Source organism: Mesorhizobium sp. LMG17149 (genome assembly GCF_024518695.1).
Lineage (GTDB): Bacteria > Pseudomonadota > Alphaproteobacteria > Rhizobiales > Rhizobiaceae > Mesorhizobium.
In genome coordinates, this window is sequence record NZ_JANIFL010000005.1 from 378,524 (window position 1) to 396,640 (window position 18,117).

General features: G+C 62.5%; 15 protein-coding genes. 8 read left to right on the top strand and 7 right to left on the bottom strand.

The genetic code is table 11. The annotated features are described in order from the left end of the window. Nucleotides 1–73: 73 nt before the first annotated feature. From NP945_RS13945 to NP945_RS13975, 7 genes are all read left to right on the top strand, one after another. Nucleotides 74–2,386 (top strand): bifunctional diguanylate cyclase/phosphodiesterase, encoded by a 2,313-nt coding sequence (locus NP945_RS13945; protein WP_127267398.1) that lies wholly within the window; start codon nt 74–76, stop codon nt 2,384–2,386. 150 nt (nt 2,387–2,536) lie between these two features. Next, nucleotides 2,537–3,316 carry a hypothetical protein gene (locus NP945_RS13950; RefSeq protein ID WP_256746662.1) on the top strand — a complete coding sequence of 260 codons (780 nt, stop codon included), beginning with the start codon at nt 2,537–2,539 and terminating at the stop codon, nt 3,314–3,316. A 119-nt stretch (nt 3,317–3,435) separates the two neighbouring features. Beyond that, entirely contained in the window at nt 3,436–3,585 is a 150-nt protein-coding gene (locus NP945_RS13955) for a DUF3096 domain-containing protein (protein WP_013528205.1), read from the top strand. Nucleotides 3,586–3,780: 195 nt separating this feature from the next. After that, nucleotides 3,781–4,005, top strand: coding sequence for an aa3-type cytochrome c oxidase subunit IV (locus tag NP945_RS13960; RefSeq protein ID WP_127267396.1), 225 nt, complete (start codon nt 3,781–3,783; stop codon nt 4,003–4,005). A gap of 84 nt (nt 4,006–4,089) precedes the next feature. Beyond that, complete coding sequence (locus NP945_RS13965) at nt 4,090–5,358, top strand: Re/Si-specific NAD(P)(+) transhydrogenase subunit alpha (RefSeq protein WP_256746663.1); 1,269 nt, start codon at nt 4,090–4,092, stop codon at nt 5,356–5,358. Next, nucleotides 5,358–5,783: a proton-translocating transhydrogenase family protein gene (locus NP945_RS13970; RefSeq protein WP_127267394.1), complete on the top strand. Its 426-nt coding sequence runs from the start codon at nt 5,358–5,360 to the stop codon at nt 5,781–5,783. Before NP945_RS13965 ends, NP945_RS13970 begins: the two co-directional genes overlap by 1 nt. Before the next feature lie 6 nt (nt 5,784–5,789). After that, entirely contained in the window at nt 5,790–7,187 is a 1,398-nt protein-coding gene (locus tag NP945_RS13975) for an NAD(P)(+) transhydrogenase (Re/Si-specific) subunit beta (protein ID WP_127331420.1), read from the top strand. Nucleotides 7,188–7,264: 77 nt separating this feature from the next. Here the strand turns inward: NP945_RS13975 and NP945_RS13980 are convergent, their stop codons facing one another. The 4 genes from NP945_RS13980 to NP945_RS13995 all read right to left on the bottom strand — a co-directional run bounded on the left by NP945_RS13980 (nt 7,265) and on the right by NP945_RS13995 (nt 14,327). Continuing rightward, the gene (locus NP945_RS13980) at nt 7,265–8,182 is read right to left on the bottom strand and encodes a hypothetical protein (RefSeq protein ID WP_256746664.1); all 918 of its coding nucleotides are present in this window, start codon (nt 8,180–8,182) and stop codon (nt 7,265–7,267) included. Between the two features lie 232 nt (nt 8,183–8,414). Next, nucleotides 8,415–10,886, bottom strand: a complete 2,472-nt coding sequence (gene gyrB, locus NP945_RS13985; RefSeq protein WP_127322107.1) for a DNA topoisomerase (ATP-hydrolyzing) subunit B — start codon at nt 10,884–10,886, stop codon at nt 8,415–8,417. Nucleotides 10,887–11,047: 161 nt separating this feature from the next. Further along, nucleotides 11,048–13,633 carry a caspase family protein gene (locus NP945_RS13990; protein ID WP_256746665.1) on the bottom strand — a complete coding sequence of 862 codons (2,586 nt, stop codon included), beginning with the start codon at nt 13,631–13,633 and terminating at the stop codon, nt 11,048–11,050. A gap of 124 nt (nt 13,634–13,757) precedes the next feature. Continuing rightward, a complete protein-coding gene (locus tag NP945_RS13995) occupies nt 13,758–14,327 on the bottom strand; it encodes an NADPH-dependent FMN reductase (protein ID WP_256746666.1) in 570 nt (189 codons plus the stop codon). Nucleotides 14,328–14,532: 205 nt separating this feature from the next. Between NP945_RS13995 and NP945_RS14000 the strand changes: the two genes are divergently transcribed. Beyond that, entirely contained in the window at nt 14,533–15,906 is a 1,374-nt protein-coding gene (locus NP945_RS14000) for a cytochrome P450 (RefSeq protein WP_127270315.1), read from the top strand. Between the two features lie 27 nt (nt 15,907–15,933). Here NP945_RS14000 and NP945_RS14005 read toward each other — a convergent pair whose 3' ends face one another. From NP945_RS14005 to NP945_RS14015, 3 genes are all read right to left on the bottom strand, one after another. Next, a complete protein-coding gene (locus NP945_RS14005) occupies nt 15,934–16,911 on the bottom strand; it encodes a complex I NDUFA9 subunit family protein (protein ID WP_256746667.1) in 978 nt (325 codons plus the stop codon). 93 nt (nt 16,912–17,004) lie between these two features. Beyond that, the gene (locus NP945_RS14010) at nt 17,005–17,457 is read right to left on the bottom strand and encodes a DoxX family protein (RefSeq protein WP_256746668.1); all 453 of its coding nucleotides are present in this window, start codon (nt 17,455–17,457) and stop codon (nt 17,005–17,007) included. A gap of 197 nt (nt 17,458–17,654) precedes the next feature. Then, nucleotides 17,655–17,936, bottom strand: coding sequence for a hypothetical protein (locus NP945_RS14015; protein ID WP_127270320.1), 282 nt, complete (start codon nt 17,934–17,936; stop codon nt 17,655–17,657). Nucleotides 17,937–18,117 lie beyond the last annotated feature (181 nt).

Sequence of the window (18,117 nt, forward strand, 5' to 3'; positions counted from 1 at the left end):
CGGCGGGGCCTCTCTAAATCTTTCTTAAGGCGGATGTGGCACTGCTTGGCTCCCCAGGGTTGGGATTCAGGCGTTGAATCTGATAAAGAAGAACGAGATTCCGGTCGACGTCTACATTCCGTTCGTGGAAACCTTGTTTCGCGACGGGTTGACGCTTTCGATAGGATTCTTTGCCCAAACCCTGCTGGTCGTGCTGGTTTACTGGAAAACCATGGATCCGGCCTATCTCGCCGTCACCCTCGGACTGCTGGCTGTCGCCTTCCTTCGTCTTCGCAACATCAGGAAATATCGCCACGCTCCTTCGCCTCAAAATTGGGAAGAGGCGCGTCGCCGCGAGAACGACTACATACTGTACGGCTCGATGCATGGCTTCATGCTTGGCGCCTTCTGCTTTGTCGGCATCTATCTTGCCTATGACCCGTTCGCGGAAATAGCTGCCGTCTGCGTGACGCTTGCCTCCGCCACGTCTATTGCTGGCCGCAACTATGGTTCGCCCAGGATGGTCGTGATCTTCATTATGACCATGACTTGGCCGATCTCGCTGGGCTTCATCCTGCGGGGCGATCCCTATCACTTCATTCTCGGCCTGCTTTCGGCGCCATTTCTTTTTGCTATCAAGCGCTTCGCCGATCTGGTCCGCGAGGTGCTTTTCGCCGCCCTGTCCGAGGAAAAGAAGGCCAATCGCATCGCCCAGCGCTTCAACCGAGCGCTCAACACCATGTCGCACGGCCTTGTCATGCTCGGCCCGGACGGCCGCGTCGCGGTGGCCAATGCCGAGGCCGCGCATCTGATGTCGCTCAAGTCGCCCGACGCGCTGCTCGGCCGGTCGATCCATGGTCTGTTGATGCGCGGTGTCGCCGGCGGCATGCTGGCGCCCAAGGATTGCCGCTACATCGAGGCCCAGCTGACGCGTGCCCTGCGCGAGGGCCGCGACCGCAAGGTGCTGGTTTCCCTCGCCAACGGCCAGCATTACGAGTTCTCGGCGCGCGAAGGCAGCCAGGAACTGGGCGTCATCACCTTCGAGGACGTCACCGCCCGTGTCGAGGCGGAAGACAAGATCCGCTTCATGGCACGTTACGACAACCTCACCGGCCTGCCCAACCGCGCCTATTTCCATGAACTGGTAGGCGAGGCCATGGTATCAGGCGATCGCGATCGTCTCTGCGGCCTTGCGGTGCTCGACCTCGACGATTTCAAGAGCGTCAACGACACGCTTGGCCATCCGATCGGCGATGGCTTGATCTATGCCGTTGCCGAGCGGCTTGCCGCCATTGCCAGGCAAGATATCACGGTCAGCCGTTTCGGTGGCGACGAGTTCATGATCTTCTTCGACCGCGTCGAGGATGAGAGCCATCTGACCAGCCAGCTCGACGAGATTTTCGCCGGCCTGCAAGGGGAAGTCGACGTCGCCGGTCACGGGCTGCGCATTCAGGCCAGCGGCGGCGCGGTGCTGTCACGGGTCAAGGATACCGATGTCGACGCCATGATCGTCAAGGCGGACCTGGCGCTCTACAAGGCCAAGGAGCTCGGCAAGAACAGCTGGCGGCTGTTCGAAGCCTCGATGGATGCCGCCTTCCGCAACCGTCAGCTGATGAAGGCGGACCTGCGTACAGCCGTGGAAAGCAAGGGCTTGAGGGTGGTCTATCAGCCGATCGTGGCGATGAGCACCATGCGTATCGCCAGCTGCGAGGCGTTGTGCCGGTGGGATCATCCCGATCTCGGGCCGATCTCGCCCAGCATCTTCATTCCTTTGGCCGAGGAAATGGGCATCATTTCCGAGATCAGCACCTTCGTGCTGCAGGCAGCCTGCGCCGAATGCGCCAAATGGCCGGACCAGACCAGCGTCTCGGTCAATCTCTCGGCCAAGGATTTCCGCAACCGCGACGTCATCCAGAAGGTTCGCGATGCGTTGGCCGGCTCCGGCCTCGCCGCCTCCCGGCTCGAGATCGAGGTCACCGAAACGGCGCTGCTCGACGACAAGTCGCTGACGCGCCAGTATATCGAGGAGCTGAAGCAGATCGGCGTACGCATCGCGCTCGACGATTTCGGCACCGGCTATTCGAGCCTGAGCTATCTGCACAAACTGCCGCTCGACAAGATCAAGATCGACCGCTCGTTCCTGATGGACGTCACCCAGAACCCCCGTTCGCTCGAGCTGCTCAAGGGTATCGTCAACCTATCGCGGCCGCTGGGGCTTTCGGTCACCGTCGAGGGTGTAGAGACCTTCGAGCAGCTCAAGATACTGGCGCTGCAGGTCAAGCCCGACCTTGTCCAGGGGTTCCTGTTCGGTTCGGCGCTCAGCGCTTCCGGCATCGAGACCATGTCGAACACGGTATGGCCTTTCGCCAAGGACATCAATACAGCCAAGAGAGCCGCACGCCGCTGACCGGTGCCGGGAAGAATGTCGCCTTTTCATAAAAATTTACGGATCGTTAACGTTAATGATCGGTAAACGACGTGTGCTCCATTTTCATCTTTTACATCTCAGGGTCCCGTCGTAGGTTGAACTGCGGCGGAAACTTACGAGGGTTTGAGTATGGATGTGCAGTTGGAAGCGCTTGGCCATGTGGCGGGCGGGGGTGAAGAAAATTCGCCCGACAGCATGTCGAGTTTCGCCCGCAATGTTTCAGCGATGCTTGAGCGGACGGAATATCGCCGCTGCGACAAGGGAGAGGACCTCGAAGACATCTATAGGTTACGCTACAAATCCTATCGCTTGAATGATATGGTGCCGGAAAACCCGGAACATATTGTGCATGACGAGCTCGACGAAGCTGAAAATTGTTCCAAGTTCGGCGTCTATATTGACGGCATCCTGGTCTCCACGGTGCGCATTCATCATGCCAGCCGGGCCACGCCGCAATCGCCGTCTACAACTGTCTACGGCGACATCCTGCGCCCGATGCTGGCTGCCGGGGCGCACTTTGCCGATCCGAGCCGCTTTGCTGCCGACCCAGACTGGTCGAAGGTCTATCCGCAGATCCCGTACCTGACGCTGCGCCTTGCCGGAATGGCCTGCTTCTACTTCGACGCACCTTACTGTCTCTCGACTATCCGGCCCGAACATGCGGGTTTCTACCGTCGTATCTACTGTTCTGAGCAGATCGGCGAGCTGCGCGACTATCCAGGCCTGAACTACAAGGTCGTGCTCTATCGCGCCAATGTCGCTGCCATTCGCGAGCGGTCGTTCTCGCGCTTTCCATTCTTCCGATCCACATCTCTGGAGCAGCGTATGCTGTTCGAGACACCTGGTGCTGGAGAATTGGCGCCGCTGACCATCCTGCCGACTGCCAAATATTTTCGCGAAGCCGCCTGAGATTAGGCGTTTCGCAGAACCACTGGAGCTTTCCGGCCGGATACGCGTTCTGATGGCTCGGCGCCTTGTCGTCCTCGCCATTGGTCGCCGAATCCACGGATATGCCAAAGGAACCCGTCATGACCATTTCCACACTTGCGCTCACCCCGCTTATCTCGCTGATCGCCGGCGTGCTGATCCTGGTCATGCCAAGGCTGTTGAACTACATCGTCGCGCTCTATCTGATCGTCGTCGGGTTGCTCGGGCTATTTCCGCATCTAGCCGGCTGAGGGATTGCAACCGTCCGCCTCAACCGCTTCTGGGGCATCTTTCCGCATCACGCACTGAGTTCGGCTCCGGCGCGTTGGCCGCCGGCTTCAAGTTTCCGTTGAGGCAGTTGTCCGCTGTTGTGCGGCAATAGCGCCATTGCTCTCGGCCCGGCTTTTCGCTATGTGCCTGAAAGATGTCTTCGAAGGGGTATTCCTATGGCTGATCACTCGCCGACCGGTCCTGTCGAACTGGGCGCGAAGATGGACTATGCCGAGCATGACCGCACCTATGCGGGCTTCCTCGCGCTGGCCAAATACGGATCGCTTTTCTGCGGAGCCCTGCTTCTGGCGATGGCCTTCGGCTTCTTCGCGGGCGGCTTCTTCTCGGCGACCATCCTGTTCGTGCTGATTATGGCCGTCGGCGCCTTTATCCTCCGATAGATTTTCCGACACCTTGTCCACGGCGCCGCCGCGAGGCCGGCCGGCGTCTTGCGGGAAATAGCTTCCGGCCGAAAGGATCATGCGGTGGGACAGACGGTTTTCATCCCTCGTGAGCTCGATGCCAACGAGCCGCGCGTCGCGGCCTCGCCCGATACGGTGAAACGGCTGGCGGCGTTGGGCTTCGACGTCGTCGTCGAGGCCGGTGCCGGTCTGAATTCGCGCATCGTCGATGCCGACTATGCGAGCGCCGGCGCCGCCATAGGCAAGGCTTCCGATGTCGCCAAGGCCGATGTCGTGCTGAAGGTGCGTCGGCCCGGCGATGCCGAGCTGAAGAGCTACAAACCCGGTACAGCGGTCATTGCCATCATGGATCCCTATGGCAATGATGCCGCTATGGCAGCCCTGGCCAAGGCTGGCGTCACCGCCTTCTCGATGGAATTCATGCCACGCATCACCCGCGCCCAGTCGATGGACGTCTTGTCCTCGCAGGCCAATCTTGCCGGTTACCAGGCGGTGATCGACGGGGCTTCGGAATATGATCGCGCGCTGCCGATGATGATGACGGCGGCCGGCACGGTGCCGGCGGCGAAGGTCTTCATCATGGGCGTCGGTGTTGCCGGCCTGCAGGCGATCGCCACCGCGCGTCGCCTTGGTGCGGTCGTCACCGCAACAGACGTGCGCCCTGCCGCCAAGGAACAGGTCGCCTCGCTCGGCGCCAAGTTCCTTGCGGTCGAGGACGAGGAATTCAAGGCGGCCGAGACGGCCGGCGGCTACGCCAAGGAGATGTCGAAGGAATACCAGGCTAAGCAGGCGGCACTCACATCAGAGCACATCGCCAAGCAGGATATCGTTATCACCACCGCGCTTATTCCCGGCCGACCGGCGCCCAAGCTGGTATCGGCGGCGATGGTCGCCTCGATGAAGCCAGGCTCGGTTCTCGTCGATCTGGCGGTCGAGCGCGGCGGCAATGTCGAGGGCGCCGAAGCCGGCAAGGTCGTCACCACCGCCAACAACGTCAAGATTGTCGGCCATCTCAATGTGCCCGGCCGCATCGCGGCGTCGGCATCGCTGCTTTATGCCCGGAACCTCTTCGCCTTCCTCGAAACGCTGGTCGACAAGACGACGAAAACGCTTGCCTTCAACCGGGACGACGATCTGGTCAAGGCAACGATGCTGACTAACGGCGGCAAGATCGTGCATCCGTCCTTCGCCAAGCCCGACCAGCAGCCTTATGTCGAACCGGCGGCGATCCCGGCCACAACCATGGTTGCCGACGCTTCGCCCAAGAAAGCCGCGCCCAAGAAACCGGCCGCATCCAAGTCGCCCTCGTCGAAGCCGAAAGGGATCGCGTGATGGATCAGACCCTGCAGAAAGCCCTCGACCAGCTCGACCAGGCCTCCGCCGCGGTTCGGCTGGCAGTGCACAATCTGGCGACCGCGCCTGGTGGTGCCGACGCGGCGGGTGATGCCGCGCATGCGCTCTCCGGCGGTGCCATCGATCCCTTCGTCTTCCGCTTCGCCATCTTCGTGCTGGCGATCTTCGTCGGCTACTATGTCGTCTGGTCGGTGACCCCCGCTTTGCACACGCCGCTGATGGCCGTCACCAACGCCATCTCTTCGGTCATCGTCGTCGGCGCGCTGCTTGCCGTCGGCATCGCCGCCTCCGGCATTGCCGCGGGCTTCGGCTTCGTCGCGCTGATGCTGGTGTCGGTCAACATCTTCGGCGGCTTCCTCGTCACCCAGCGCATGCTGGCCATGTACAAGAAGAAGGACAAGTAGAGCGCCATGAACGCCAACTTCGCGTCCTTCCTCTACCTCGTCTCCGGCGTCCTGTTCATCATGGCGCTGCGCGGCCTGTCGCATCCGACCACCAGCCGCCAGGGCAATCTCTACGGCATGATCGGCATGGGCATCGCCATCGCCACCACATTGGCGCTGGCAACCCCCTCGGCCGGCCGCTTCGGCCTGATCGTGCTCGGCCTGGCCATCGGCGGCGGCGTCGGCGCCGTCACCGCGCGCCGCATCGCCATGACCTCGATGCCGCAGCTGGTCGCCGCCTTCCACTCGCTGGTCGGCCTCGCCGCCGTCATGGTGGCGGCCGCCGCCATCTATGCGCCGGAAAGCTTCGGCATCGGCACGGATGGCGACATCCATGCCCAGGCGCTGATCGAGATGAGCCTTGGCGTCGCCATCGGCGCCATCACCTTCACCGGCTCGGTCATCGCCTTCCTCAAGCTCGACGGCCGCATGTCCGGCAAGCCGATCATGATCGGCGGACGCCACTTCATCAACGCGGCACTTGCCATCGCGCTCGTCGTGCTGATCGTGCTGCTGGTCACCACCGAGTCCAAGCTGGTCTTCTGGCTGATTGTCGCCGCCTCGCTCGCCCTTGGCGTCCTTCTCATCATCCCGATCGGCGGCGCCGACATGCCGGTCGTCGTCTCGATGCTCAACTCCTATTCGGGCTGGGCGGCGGCGGCGCTGGGCTTCACGCTCGGCAATCTGGCGCTGATCATCACCGGTGCGCTGGTCGGCTCATCCGGCGCGATCTTGTCCTACATCATGTGCAAGGGCATGAACCGAAGCTTCATCTCGGTCATTCTCGGCGGCTTCGGTGGGGAGACTGCAGCGGCCGCCGATGACGGCATCGAACGCACGGTCAAGCAGGGCTCGGCCGACGACGCCGCCTATCTGATGATGAACGCCCAAAAAGTCATCATCGTGCCGGGCTACGGCATGGCGGTTGCCCAGGCGCAGCATGCGCTGCGCGAAATGGCCGACAAGCTCAAGGCCAATGGCGTCGACGTCAAATACGCGATCCACCCGGTCGCCGGCCGCATGCCCGGCCACATGAACGTGCTGCTCGCCGAAGCCAATGTGCCCTACGACGAAGTGTTCGAACTCGAGGACATCAACTCCGAATTCGCGCAGGCCGATGTCGCCTATGTCATCGGCGCCAACGACGTCACCAACCCGTCCGCGCGCGACGACAAGTCGTCGCCGATCTACGGCATGCCGATCCTCGATGTCGACAAGGCCCGCACCTGCCTGTTCGTCAAGCGCTCGCTCGGCTCCGGCTATGCCGGCATCGACAACACGCTGTTCTACAAGGACGGCACCATGATGCTGCTCGGCGATGCCAAGAAGATGACTGAAGAGATCGTCAAGGCGATGGACCACTGATTTCGCCACGGCGCGACTGACCCAAACACAAAAGCCCGGCGCAAGGCCGGGCTTTTGCTTTTCAATGCTGAGCCGCTTCAGCGGCTGGTGAGAAAAACCGCTTCCTCATCGTCGCGCTGCCTGCCCCCAAGGGCCGCGGCAGCACTGGCGATGAAGGCGCCGATGGCCAGCGACAGCGCACCAAGCAGGGCAAATGTCGCACCGGCCTTCCTGGCAGTGTCGGCGGCCTGCTGCGCCTTGACCTTGGCGTCCTGAGCCCTGGCGATGATCGCATCCACCCGCGCCTTGGCATCTGCTTCCGAAAGACCGGTGCGAGCGGCGACGAGTTGCGACAGGTAGGTCTTGTCGTCTGCCGAAACCTCGCCTGCCGCCGCACCGGCGATCAGGATGCGCGAGGCCTGCCCGGTCGCGGCGGTATCGCTGTCTGGATTGGCGGCAGCCAGCCTGCCCGGATCGGCCGGACGGAACAGCGAATCCACAAGGTAGGATGTCGCATTGTCGACCGATGCGCTGCCGGCATTGGCCGAAGCCCCCGCCGATGCACCCATGGCAGCGCCAGACGCGACGGTGGACACCGCCTGCACGCCTGAACCGATTGCTGCGGAAAGGGCGGAGCCAAGCACGCCGACGACGAGCAAGGTGGCCAGCGCCCAGGCAAGAAAGCCGTGTGCGGTGTCCCGGAAATAGACCTCATCGGTGTGGATGCCGACCCATTTGGTGCGCAGCCGCCCGGCAAGATAGCCTCCGACACCAGAGGACAGCCATTGCACGATGACAAGCCAGACGGCGGTGGACGCCGCGAAAGTGGTGACAGATGCGCCGGATCCCGACCATGGCGACACCATGGTCAATCCCAGCCCCGAACCGAGCAGCATGAGGATGAAGGTCAACGTCGAAGCCGCGAAGGCACCGGCGATGATCGGTCCCCAACTGACGGCGGTGGAGGAGGATTCTGTTGAAGTGGAAACGTCGACAGCCGATAGGGTGGACTGCATGGAAGCCCCCTACCGTACGAACAGCATGATCAGAATGATGATCGGGATCGGAATACCGAGCAACCAGAGCAAAATGCCGCGTCCCATGAAGGCCTCCTGTAAGAAATTGTGATCGATGTTGTCACAATGTCCCGCAGAGACTTCCGTTCCGGGGCGTTGTAAAATGATTTTGTTGCCGCCGGTGGAACAATTGGCGCGCCGCAGCGCGCCAATTCAGAATTTAACGTCCGGATCAGATATCCAGATTGGCGACCGACAGCGCGTTGTCCTGGATGAACTCGCGCCTGGGTTCGACCTCGTCGCCCATCAGCCTCGAAAATAGTGAATCCGCGTCGGTCGCGTCATTGACCTTGACCTGCAGCAGCGAGCGCACGTTCGGATCGAGCGTGGTTTCCCACAGCTGTTCGGCATTCATCTCGCCGAGACCCTTGTAGCGCTGCATTGTCAGGCCCTTGCGGCCGGTTGCAAAGACCGCATTGAGCATCGCCAGCGGCCCCGAGATGGTTTCGGAGACATCCTTGCGGCGCAGCACCGGCGGCGAGCCGTAGACCTCGCTGAGGCGCTGTGCGTAGCGGTCGAGCTGGCGTGCGTCGGCCGAATTGATCAGCGCCAGATCGAGATGCGCGTATTCCTTGACGCTCCGCACCGTGCGCTCGAACACATAGCCGCCGACACCTTCATTCGAGGTCGACATGCGGCCGGTCCAGCCGCGCTCGGTGTCCTCGGCAATGATGTCGAGGCGTTTTGCAATCCGCTCCGCCATGGCGTTGGCGCGGCCGAGATCGGTGAACACGTCCGGGTTGAGCCCGCCGGCGATCGCCGCCTGTTCGACGACGCCTCTGTTGTAGCGCGTGTGCAGGCCGTTGATCAGCTGGCGCACCGCCAGTGCGTCGTCGATGGCTCCGCGCAGGTCCTGCCCGATGCGAACCTCGCCCGAGCCGAGCGTAAGCGATGCTTCCTCCAGTCCCGAGCCGATCAGGAACTCTTCGAACGCGCTCTCGTCCTTGATGTATTGCGAGCTCTTGCCGCGCGTCACCTTGTAGAGCGGCGGCTGGGCGATATAGAGATGGCCGCGCTCGATCAGCTCCGGCATCTGCCGGAAGAAGAAGGTCAGCAGCAAGGTTCTGATATGGGCACCGTCGACATCGGCGTCGGTCATCAGGATGATCTTGTGGTAGCGCAGCTTGTCGGCGTTGAACTCGTCCTTGCCGATCGAGGTGCCGAGCGCCGTGATCAGCGTGCCGATCATGTCGGAGCCGAGCATGCGGTCGAAGCGCGCCCGCTCGACATTGAGGATCTTGCCGCGCAACGGCAGGATCGCCTGGTTCTGGCGCGAACGCCCACCCTTGGCCGAGCCGCCGGCGGAGTCACCCTCGACGATGAAGATTTCGGACTTCGCCGGGTCGCGTTCCTGGCAGTCGGCCAGTTTGCCGGGCAGGGAAGTGACGCCGAGCGAGCTCTTGCGGGTGATATCGCGCGCCTTGCGCGCCGCTTCACGCGCCGCCGCGGCCTGGATCACCTTGTCGACGACCACCTTGCCTTCGCTCGGATGTTCTTCCAGCCAGGTGCCGAGCGCTTCGTTGACCAGGCCTTCGACGACAGGACGGACTTCCGACGAGACCAGCTTGTCCTTGGTCTGCGAGGAGAATTTCGGATCTGGAACCTTGACTGAAAGCACCGCCGTCAGGCCTTCGCGGCAATCGTCGCCGATCAGCGAGACCTTTTCCTTCTTGGTCAGGCCGGAGGATTCGCCATAGCCGGTGATCTGGCGCGTCAGCGCGCCGCGAAAGCCGGCCAGATGCGTGCCGCCATCGCGCTGAGGGATGTTGTTGGTGAAGGCCAGCACGTTCTCGTGGTAGCTGTCGTTCCACCACATCGCCACTTCGACGGTGATCCCGTCGCGCTCCGCCCGGATGGCGATCGGCTTGTCGATCAGCGGTTTCTTGACCCGATCGAGATATTTGACGAATTCCTCGAGGCCTCCATCATAGTGCAGCTCATGGCGCACGACGTCGGCGTGACGGGCATCGGTCAAAATGATGCGCACGCCGGAATTGAGGAAGGCAAGCTCGCGCAGCCGGTGTTCCAGCGTGCCGAAGTCGAATTCGACCATGGTGAAGGTCTCGGCCGACGGGAAGAAGGTGATCTGGCTGCCGCTGCGGCCCTCATAGGTGCCCGGCTGCTTGTCCTGCTCATAGCTGCCGGTCGCCTTCAGCGGCGCGTCGGCATTGCCATGCGTGAAACTCATCTCGAAGATCTGGCCGTTGCGGCGGATTTTCAGCTTCAGCCACGCCGACAGCGCGTTGACCACCGAGACGCCGACGCCATGCAGGCCGCCCGAGACCTTGTAGGAATTCTGGTCGAACTTGCCGCCGGCATGCAGCTGCGTCATGATCACTTCGGCCGCCGAAATACCTTCTCCGGTGTGGATATCGGTCGGAATTCCGCGGCCATTGTCGATCACGGTGACCGAACCATCGGGGTTGAGCGTCACGGTGACGAGATCGGCGTGACCGGCCAGCGCCTCGTCGATGGCGTTGTCGACCACTTCATAGACCATGTGATGCAGGCCCGAACCGTCGTCGGTATCGCCGATATACATTCCGGGGCGTTTGCGGACAGCATCCAACCCCTTCAAAACCTTGATGGAATCGGCGCCGTATTCGGCTTCAGCGCCGTTGTTGTTGTCGATCTGATCGCTCATGAAAACCTGTTGTCTGGATGCCGCTTGCACGGCGCGAAAAACCCGCTCCGAATCGCGCCTCTGATATGCACTAGATATAGGCGCAAAAGGCGGTTTTTCCAAGGTTTGCAGGCATTTCACGGGGAATGAGCCGGCTGTCCATGGCAGCCTCCCGTCAGGCCCTATTTCACTTTGGCCAGCCGGTCCCTGAGAAACTTGATCATGAACTTGTATCGCGGCGCCAGCCGCCCGCTGCGGTCGAGCTCCAGCGTCATGTCCAGCGCCTGCGAAAGCACCGTCTTGGGGTTCTTGGCGACCTGAGCGTAGTCGATCATGGCAACCACCAGGTCGCGCTGCCAGGTGGCGTTGTTTGGGTCGGACCGGGCGAGCTTCTGGCGGATGTCGAGACTGTCCTGGAAAGCCTGCCGCGCGCCTTTGACGTCGCGCTGCTTGGCCTTGAGCATGCCGATCTCGGACAGGGTGATCGACAGGTCGCGTTGCCAGTCGGCATTGGCAGGGTCGAGCTTGGCCAGCCGGTCGGCGATAGCGAAACTGTCTGTATAGGCCTTGAGCGCTCCGGCGCGGTCGCCCTGAATCGCCAGAATGCCGGCGACCTTCTCCAGGCTGACCGAAAGGTCACGTTGCCAGTCGGCGTTGGCAGGGTCACTGGCCGCCAGCATGCGGGCTATCGAGAGGGCTTGCCTATAGGCGGCGAGGGCTGTCGGCCAGTCCTCTTGATCGCTCAGCGCATTGCCCATCTTTGCGTTGCCGACAGACAGGTCGCGCTTCAGCTCACTGTTGTCGGGGTCGCGGCCCACCAATTGTTCGACGATCGCATGGCCCGCTTTATAGGACGCGAGTGCGCCCGCCGCATCGCCGCGCTCGCGCTTGAGGTCGCCGATCGTATCATGGCTGACCGACACATCGCGCTGCCGTTCGGCATCCTGCGGCTTCTTTTCGGCCAATGCCAATCGGATCTTCAGGCTCTCCTCGTAGGCCATCTGGGCGTTGTCCAGTTGCCCCATGACCCGGGCAAGGCCGCCGATCTCGTCATAGCTGATCGTCAGGTCGCGCTGCAGTTCGGCGCGCTCCGGCTCGTTGTCGGCAAGCTGCTTCTTGACCGACAAGCCTTCCTGGTAGATCTGCGAGGCCCCAGCCAGATCGCCTTGCGTCACAAGCACATTGCCGATCTTGTCGTCGGCCATGGCGAAGTCGCTGAACCATGACAGCCGATCGGGTTCGGCAGCGGTCAAATCCCTGAGCATGGTTCTGGCGGTCCGATAGTTTTCCAGCGCTTCCGGCAGGTCTCCTTGCGCCAGCTTGATGTTGCCGAGCTTGATGTGGCTGACGGCAAAATCGCGCTTGACGCTCGGGTCGGTTTCCCGGGCCGAACGCAGCTCGAGATTGGACACCAGCGCTGCAAAGGCGCGGCCTGCCGCATCGGTGTTGCCGACAAGGGTGTAGAGCTTGCCGAGCTCGTCCAGCGTTCGAATCTGGCGGTCGGCCTGGTCCAGGGTCAGATCGGTTTGCCCGGCCTCGCCGTAGAGGACCAGCACCGATTCATAGTCCTTGATGGCCGTGGCATAGTCGAGGTCGGCACGCGCCGCACCGCCCGACAGGAAACGCGTCGCCGCCTCGGACAGCGTGCGGTTGACGAAGTTGGCCCTCAAGGCGTTGCGCGAAACATTGTCGATGTCGGCGGCCTTTGCGAGGATGGCGCGAGCCCCATCGAAGGCGCCGAGCGAAAGCTGCTCCTCGGCCTGCCGGCGCAATTCCGTCACCTGCGGATCATCGGAGGCCAGCGTCCTCATTTCGCCGCGCACCTTGACGAAGGCGTCGGCCGCCTCGCGCAACCGGGCATTCAGGCTGTCCGCGGAAAGGTGGCTGGCGTCGGAGCTGATCAGCACGCCGTAGAGAGGCGCCAGCGGCATGTCGGCATCGCTGGCGACCTGCTCGACCTCACCGCGCATTTCCGGCGTCACGTCGGCCATGGCAAGCAACAGGCGCTCGCGCTCCGGCAATTGTTGCTTGGCGGCCGCGGCAAAAAACAGCTTCGGCAGGCCGCTCTCGACGTAAGGCAGCTGTTTGCCCCGCGACAAATCGTAGACCTCCTGCTGCACCAGCGTCAGCACCGAGCGGATCTCGAGCCCGTCGGTGCCGAGATATTTGGTCAGCGCTGTCGTGAAGGGCGAGTTCTGGCCGGTGCCGTCGGCAGCCGTCTCGCCCGGTGCGGCGGAGAAGGCGAACAGGATGTTTTCGGCGCGGCCAATCCGGCCGAGACCCGGCTTCACCTTGTCGGAGACATCCTTTGCCAGCGATGTCGCGCCGCGCCCTTCACCGCTGCTTCCCGAAAAGGGATCGCTGCGGCAGGCGTCGAGCATGATCAGGCCGACCTTGGCCGTGGCGGCCACGCTGTCGCGCACCTCTTCCAGCGGCAGGCTGGTCTTCTCCAGCGCATCGAGCGAGGAGGCGTCGGCATCGATCGGGAGCAGCCGGTTGTCGCCCGAGATTTCCACGCCGTGGCCGGAGAAGTAGACCAGCGCCACGTCGGCGCCTTTGGCATCCAGGCGAAAATCGTCGAGCGCGCGGCGCATTCGCCGCAGGTCGCGATTGGTTTCGAGGATGACCTCGAAGCCGAGCTTCTTCAGCGCCGCTGCCATCGCCTCGCCGTCATGGACCGGATTGGCGAGCGGCCGAACCAGGCGGTAGCCGTCCTCGGCTATGATCAAAGCCACGCGTCGCTCAGCCACCGCGGCGGCGGTGCTCATGAGCATCAGCAGCAAGGCAAAAAGCAAGCGCAAGTCGAACCGCCCCCCGGCTTGTCCATTTGCGCAAACATTCCACCTCTTTATGCCATGAGCAAGCCGGGCTTTTTGCGGAAGACCAGCGTTTTCAGGCAACCCGCATAGGCTTCAAAGCCTCGCTCCAGCGCAACAGCTCGTCGAGCATGGTTTTGGCTCCGCCCTGCACCTGTTCGCTGGCGTTGAAAGCGCCGTTCTCATCGAGCAGTTTCTGGTACATCGGCAGCGCGACGCCTTCCGAGATCGGCATGACGCCGACCGATGTCAGCAACGGCTTCAGCGCTTGCGCCGCGCGCAGGCCGCCGGAGACGCCGCCATAGCTGAAAATGGCTGCAGGCTTGTACTTCCATTCACGCGAGAGATAATCGACCGCGTTGACGATCGCCGGCGCCACGAAATAATTGTATTCCGGCGCCACGAAGACGAAGGCGTCGGCGGCATCGATCGCTTTCGACCAGGCCTTGGTATGGTCGTTCTTGTAATTGCCGAGCCTTGGATGGTGCGGTTCGTCCAGCACCGGAAGCTTGAACGTATCGATGTCGGTCAGTACCGGCTCGAATTTTCCATGCTCGCGCGCGAACGTGTCCAGCCACTCGGCAAAAACCGGTCCGGCGCGGCCTGGTCGCGTGCTGCCGATGATGATGTTCAACTGGTGCTTCAAGGCGGGCTCCTAGGTCTGGCGGTATCTGTTGGTGACCTACGGCAGGGCACGGCCGCGGACAAGGCGGCACCGCCATGGAGGCGGTCACAATCGGCTGAACGGATCGCCTGCCGTGACGCCTCGGGCTGCATATTTGCGCCTGCCGTTCGGTCACATGGACGCCCGCATTGCCAGCCATTACATTGGGGTATCAGCGGAGCAGCCCATGGACATCCAGCCCGCCCCCTTCATTCCCCCGGCGCCGAAGCCGCGCACCACGCCGCCCTCGACGCTGGAGATGATCCGCATCGTCTACCGCAACCCGCTCGAATTGTGGGGTGAGCACACCTACAACGAGCCGTGGATCTCGGCCAGTGGTGTTGGTGGACATCTGATCGTCGCCAATGATCCCGGCCTGATCCGCCATGTGCTGGTCGACAACGCCAGGAACTACAAGATGGCGACGGTGCGTCAGAAGATCCTGCGGCCGATCCTGCGCGATGGCCTGCTGACCGCCGAGGGCGAGGTCTGGAAGCGGTCGCGCAAGGCGATGGCGCCGGTGTTCACGCCGCGCCACATCTTCGGCTTCGCCCAGCCGATGCTGAGACGCACGCTGGACTTCGTCGCCCGCTACGAAGACGGCGGCACGTCCGACATCGCCCATGACATGACGCTGCTCACCTACGACATCCTGGCCGAGACGCTGTTTTCCGGCGAGATATCGGGCGAGCCTGGCAGTTTCGCCAACGAGATCGACCGCCTGTTCGAGACCATGGGTCGCGTCGATCCGCTCGATCTGTTGCGCGCGCCCGACTGGCTGCCGAGGCTGACCCGTATCCGCGGCCGCAAGACCATGGCCTATTTCCGCAAGATCGTCACCGACACTGTCAAGATGCGCGAAGCGAAATTCAAGCGCGACCCCGATGCCGTGCCGCAGGATTTCCTGACGCTGCTGCTCAAGGCCGAGGGACCCGATGGACTGACGCGGGCCGAGGTCGAGGACAACATCATCACCTTCATCGGCGCCGGCCATGAGACGACCGCGCGGGCTCTGGGCTGGACACTGTATTGCCTGGCTGAATCGCCGTGGGAGCGCGACCGGGTCGAGCAGGAGATCGACCAGGTGTTGGCGCGCGAGCCCGATCCGACGAAATGGCTCGATGCCATGCCGTTCACGCGTGCGGCTTTCGACGAAGCGCTCAGGCTGTATCCGCCGGCGCCGTCGATCAATCGCGAGCCGATCGAACCGGAAATGTGGAAGGATCTTCATATTCCCAAGCACGCCGCGGTGCTGGTGATGCCCTGGGTCGTGCATCGCCACAGGAAACTGTGGGATCGGCCGGATGCCTTCCTGCCGGAGCGCTTCCATCCGGGAAATCGCGAAAAGATCGACCGCTTCCAGTATCTGCCGTTTGGCGCGGGTCCGCGCGTCTGCATCGGCGCCAGCTTCGCCATGCAGGAGGCGATCATCGCGCTGGCGATCATGCTGTCGCGCTTCCGCTTCGACACGACAGCCGAAACCAAACCCTGGCCGGTACAGAAACTGACCACGCAGCCGCAAGGCGGTCTGCCGATGCGGGTCACGCCGCGACAGGCATGAGACACAGCTTCAGACGGTTGTGATAAATCAAGCAGCAGGCTTGCGTTGCTGGAACTGGCCGGCGGCGCGGTAGCGCCAGAGATAGCTGGGCAGGATCGTCGCGATCGATTGCGGCTGGATGCCGAGCCCTGCAAGCGTCCTGTTGGTCTTGTTGGCGGCGTCCGAAACGATGTTGTGCTCGCGCAACTGCGTCACCTGGTCCTTGGTCAGCAGCGGATTGGGCAACAGGCCGAGGACCGAGGCCTGGATGTTGGCCACCCACCACGGCATCGGCACCAGCAGCCGCTTGCGCTCGATCACGTCGAGCAGCTCTTCCATGCACTGCTTGAAGGTGAGCACCTTCGGTCCACCAAGTTCATAGATCTGGCCGCCATCCACCTTGCCGTCGACCGAGCGCGCCACCGCTTCGGCCACGTCGCCGACATAGACCGGCTGGAACTTGGTCTGGCCGCCGCCGATCAGCGGCAGCACCGGCGAATAGCGCGCCATGTTGGCGAAGCGGTTGAAGAAGCCGTCTTCGGGTCCGAAATTGATCGACGGCCGGAAGATCACGGCGTCCTTGATCGTCTCCAGCACAGCCTTTTCGCCAAGCGCCTTGGTGCGCGCGTAGTCTGATTCGGAGTCCAGATCGGCGCCAAGCGCAGAAATGTGGGTCAGGCCGGCGCCGACCGAGCGTGCGGCCTCGGCCACTGCGCGGGCGCCGAACTCGTGCACGGCGGAGAATTTCTGCCGGCCGCTCTCATGCAGGATGGCGACCAGATTGACGACGTGGTCGGCGCCCTGCACGGCGCGGTCTACCGACCAGCGCACGCGCACATTGGCCTGCACCGGCTGGATCTGGCCGACATTGCCAAGCGGCTGCAAATGGCCGGCAAGATCGGGCCGCCGGCAGGCGACCCGGATGCGATAGCCGCGCTTGGCCAACGCGCGCACGACATGGCGGCCGACAAAGCCTGACCCGCCAAAGACGACGACGAGCTTTGGGGTCTGCAGGATTTCGGTCATGGCTGGCTCCGGCGCTCGCAAGCTTGGCTGAAGCCGTTTCATAATCCGTTTCGTGCCAAAGGCAAAGGGCGACGCGTCGTCGCTATCAGCCTGTCAGAACGCTTTGCCCATACGGGCGTCGACCGAATGGCGGTTGCCGCCGCGAATGACGAAAAAGAGCAGGATCGCCGCCCAAAGCAGCGACTTTTCCGCGCCCGAATAGCCTTGGTCCATCGTGACCCAGTGGAACCAGACCGTGACCAGCAGCACGAACAGGCCGGCAAAGGCGGCCGGCCGCGTCAAAAACCCGATGGCAATGAAGATGCCGCCGAAGAATTCAGTGCAGGCCAGAAGCAACGACCACAACGCGCCCGGATAGAAACCGAGACCCTCGACCATCTCGGCAGCGCCGAAAGGATTGGTGATCTTCTGCGAACCATGGATGGCGAAAAACCCGCCGGCGACGACACGAAGAACGGTTTCGGCACCATCGTGCAGAGACGCGTAAAACCTGCCAAGGACCGGGATGACAAGGGCGTTGCGGGGGTTGTCCGTGCTTGCCGACATTATAGCTCCTCTGTTTTGCTCAATCAGCGCAAACGGCCGGTCGGGTCGGCCGAAGTCAAATAAACAAAAGTTGACCAAAACAAGAATGTTTTATTCATTGTGCGATCAAAACGCAGAAAACCCCGCCAAAGCGGGGTTTTCCGGGTGACATCCATGCGAAGTCAGGGGCCGACGGAGCGGCCTGACCTGAGACGGTATCAGGAGGGCGTGAAGCAAGTACGCCCACCCCAGCCCTGAACATCCGACATGGTGCCACCAACCTTCTTGCAGGCGGCGACGAAATCGGCGCTGCAATTGGCGAATTTTGCATGGCCGTTCTTGCAGTAATGGTCTTCGGTGGCGCCGCCGCTCGGGGCGGCGATGACACCCGGGCTGGTCGGCTTGGCCGGCGCGGCCTTCAGGGTGGCTGCCTGTGTGGCACCCATGAACGAGCCGAGCAGAAGGACGGCGGTCAGCATGGTGATCTTGGTGTTGGTCATGACAATTTCCTTTGATTTGGGTTGAGGTTTCCGAGGCGCGAAGGACCGGCCTTCGCGTGATGCAGGCTTTCGATTTCGGTTTGTTGCTTCCCCCGGTGTGGATCGGGCAAGCTCGCCTTGCCCTGGACAAAGCTGGGTCGCAGCAAGGCGCGGAAAGGTTCAGCAGCGCGCAAAGAAAATC

What these genes read in the sequence shown, in the direction of transcription:
- NP945_RS13950 (WP_256746662.1), top strand. Translation starts at nt 2,537, where the DNA reads ATGGATGTGCAGTTGGAAGCGCTTGGCCATGTGGCGGGCGGGGGTGAA.
- NP945_RS13955 (WP_013528205.1), top strand. Translation starts at nt 3,436, where the DNA reads ATGACCATTTCCACACTTGCGCTCACCCCGCTTATCTCGCTGATCGCC.
- NP945_RS13960 (WP_127267396.1), top strand. Translation starts at nt 3,781, where the DNA reads ATGGCTGATCACTCGCCGACCGGTCCTGTCGAACTGGGCGCGAAGATG.
- NP945_RS13970 (WP_127267394.1), top strand. Translation starts at nt 5,358, where the DNA reads ATGGATCAGACCCTGCAGAAAGCCCTCGACCAGCTCGACCAGGCCTCC.
- NP945_RS13975 (WP_127331420.1), top strand. Translation starts at nt 5,790, where the DNA reads ATGAACGCCAACTTCGCGTCCTTCCTCTACCTCGTCTCCGGCGTCCTG.
- NP945_RS13980 (WP_256746664.1), bottom strand. Translation starts at nt 8,182, where the DNA reads ATGCAGTCCACCCTATCGGCTGTCGACGTTTCCACTTCAACAGAATCC.
- gyrB (WP_127322107.1), bottom strand. Translation starts at nt 10,886, where the DNA reads ATGAGCGATCAGATCGACAACAACAACGGCGCTGAAGCCGAATACGGC.
- NP945_RS13990 (WP_256746665.1), bottom strand. Translation starts at nt 13,633, where the DNA reads ATGAGCACCGCCGCCGCGGTGGCTGAGCGACGCGTGGCTTTGATCATA.
- NP945_RS14000 (WP_127270315.1), top strand. Translation starts at nt 14,533, where the DNA reads ATGGACATCCAGCCCGCCCCCTTCATTCCCCCGGCGCCGAAGCCGCGC.
- NP945_RS14005 (WP_256746667.1), bottom strand. Translation starts at nt 16,911, where the DNA reads ATGACCGAAATCCTGCAGACCCCAAAGCTCGTCGTCGTCTTTGGCGGG.
- NP945_RS14010 (WP_256746668.1), bottom strand. Translation starts at nt 17,457, where the DNA reads ATGTCGGCAAGCACGGACAACCCCCGCAACGCCCTTGTCATCCCGGTC.
- NP945_RS14015 (WP_127270320.1), bottom strand. Translation starts at nt 17,936, where the DNA reads ATGACCAACACCAAGATCACCATGCTGACCGCCGTCCTTCTGCTCGGC.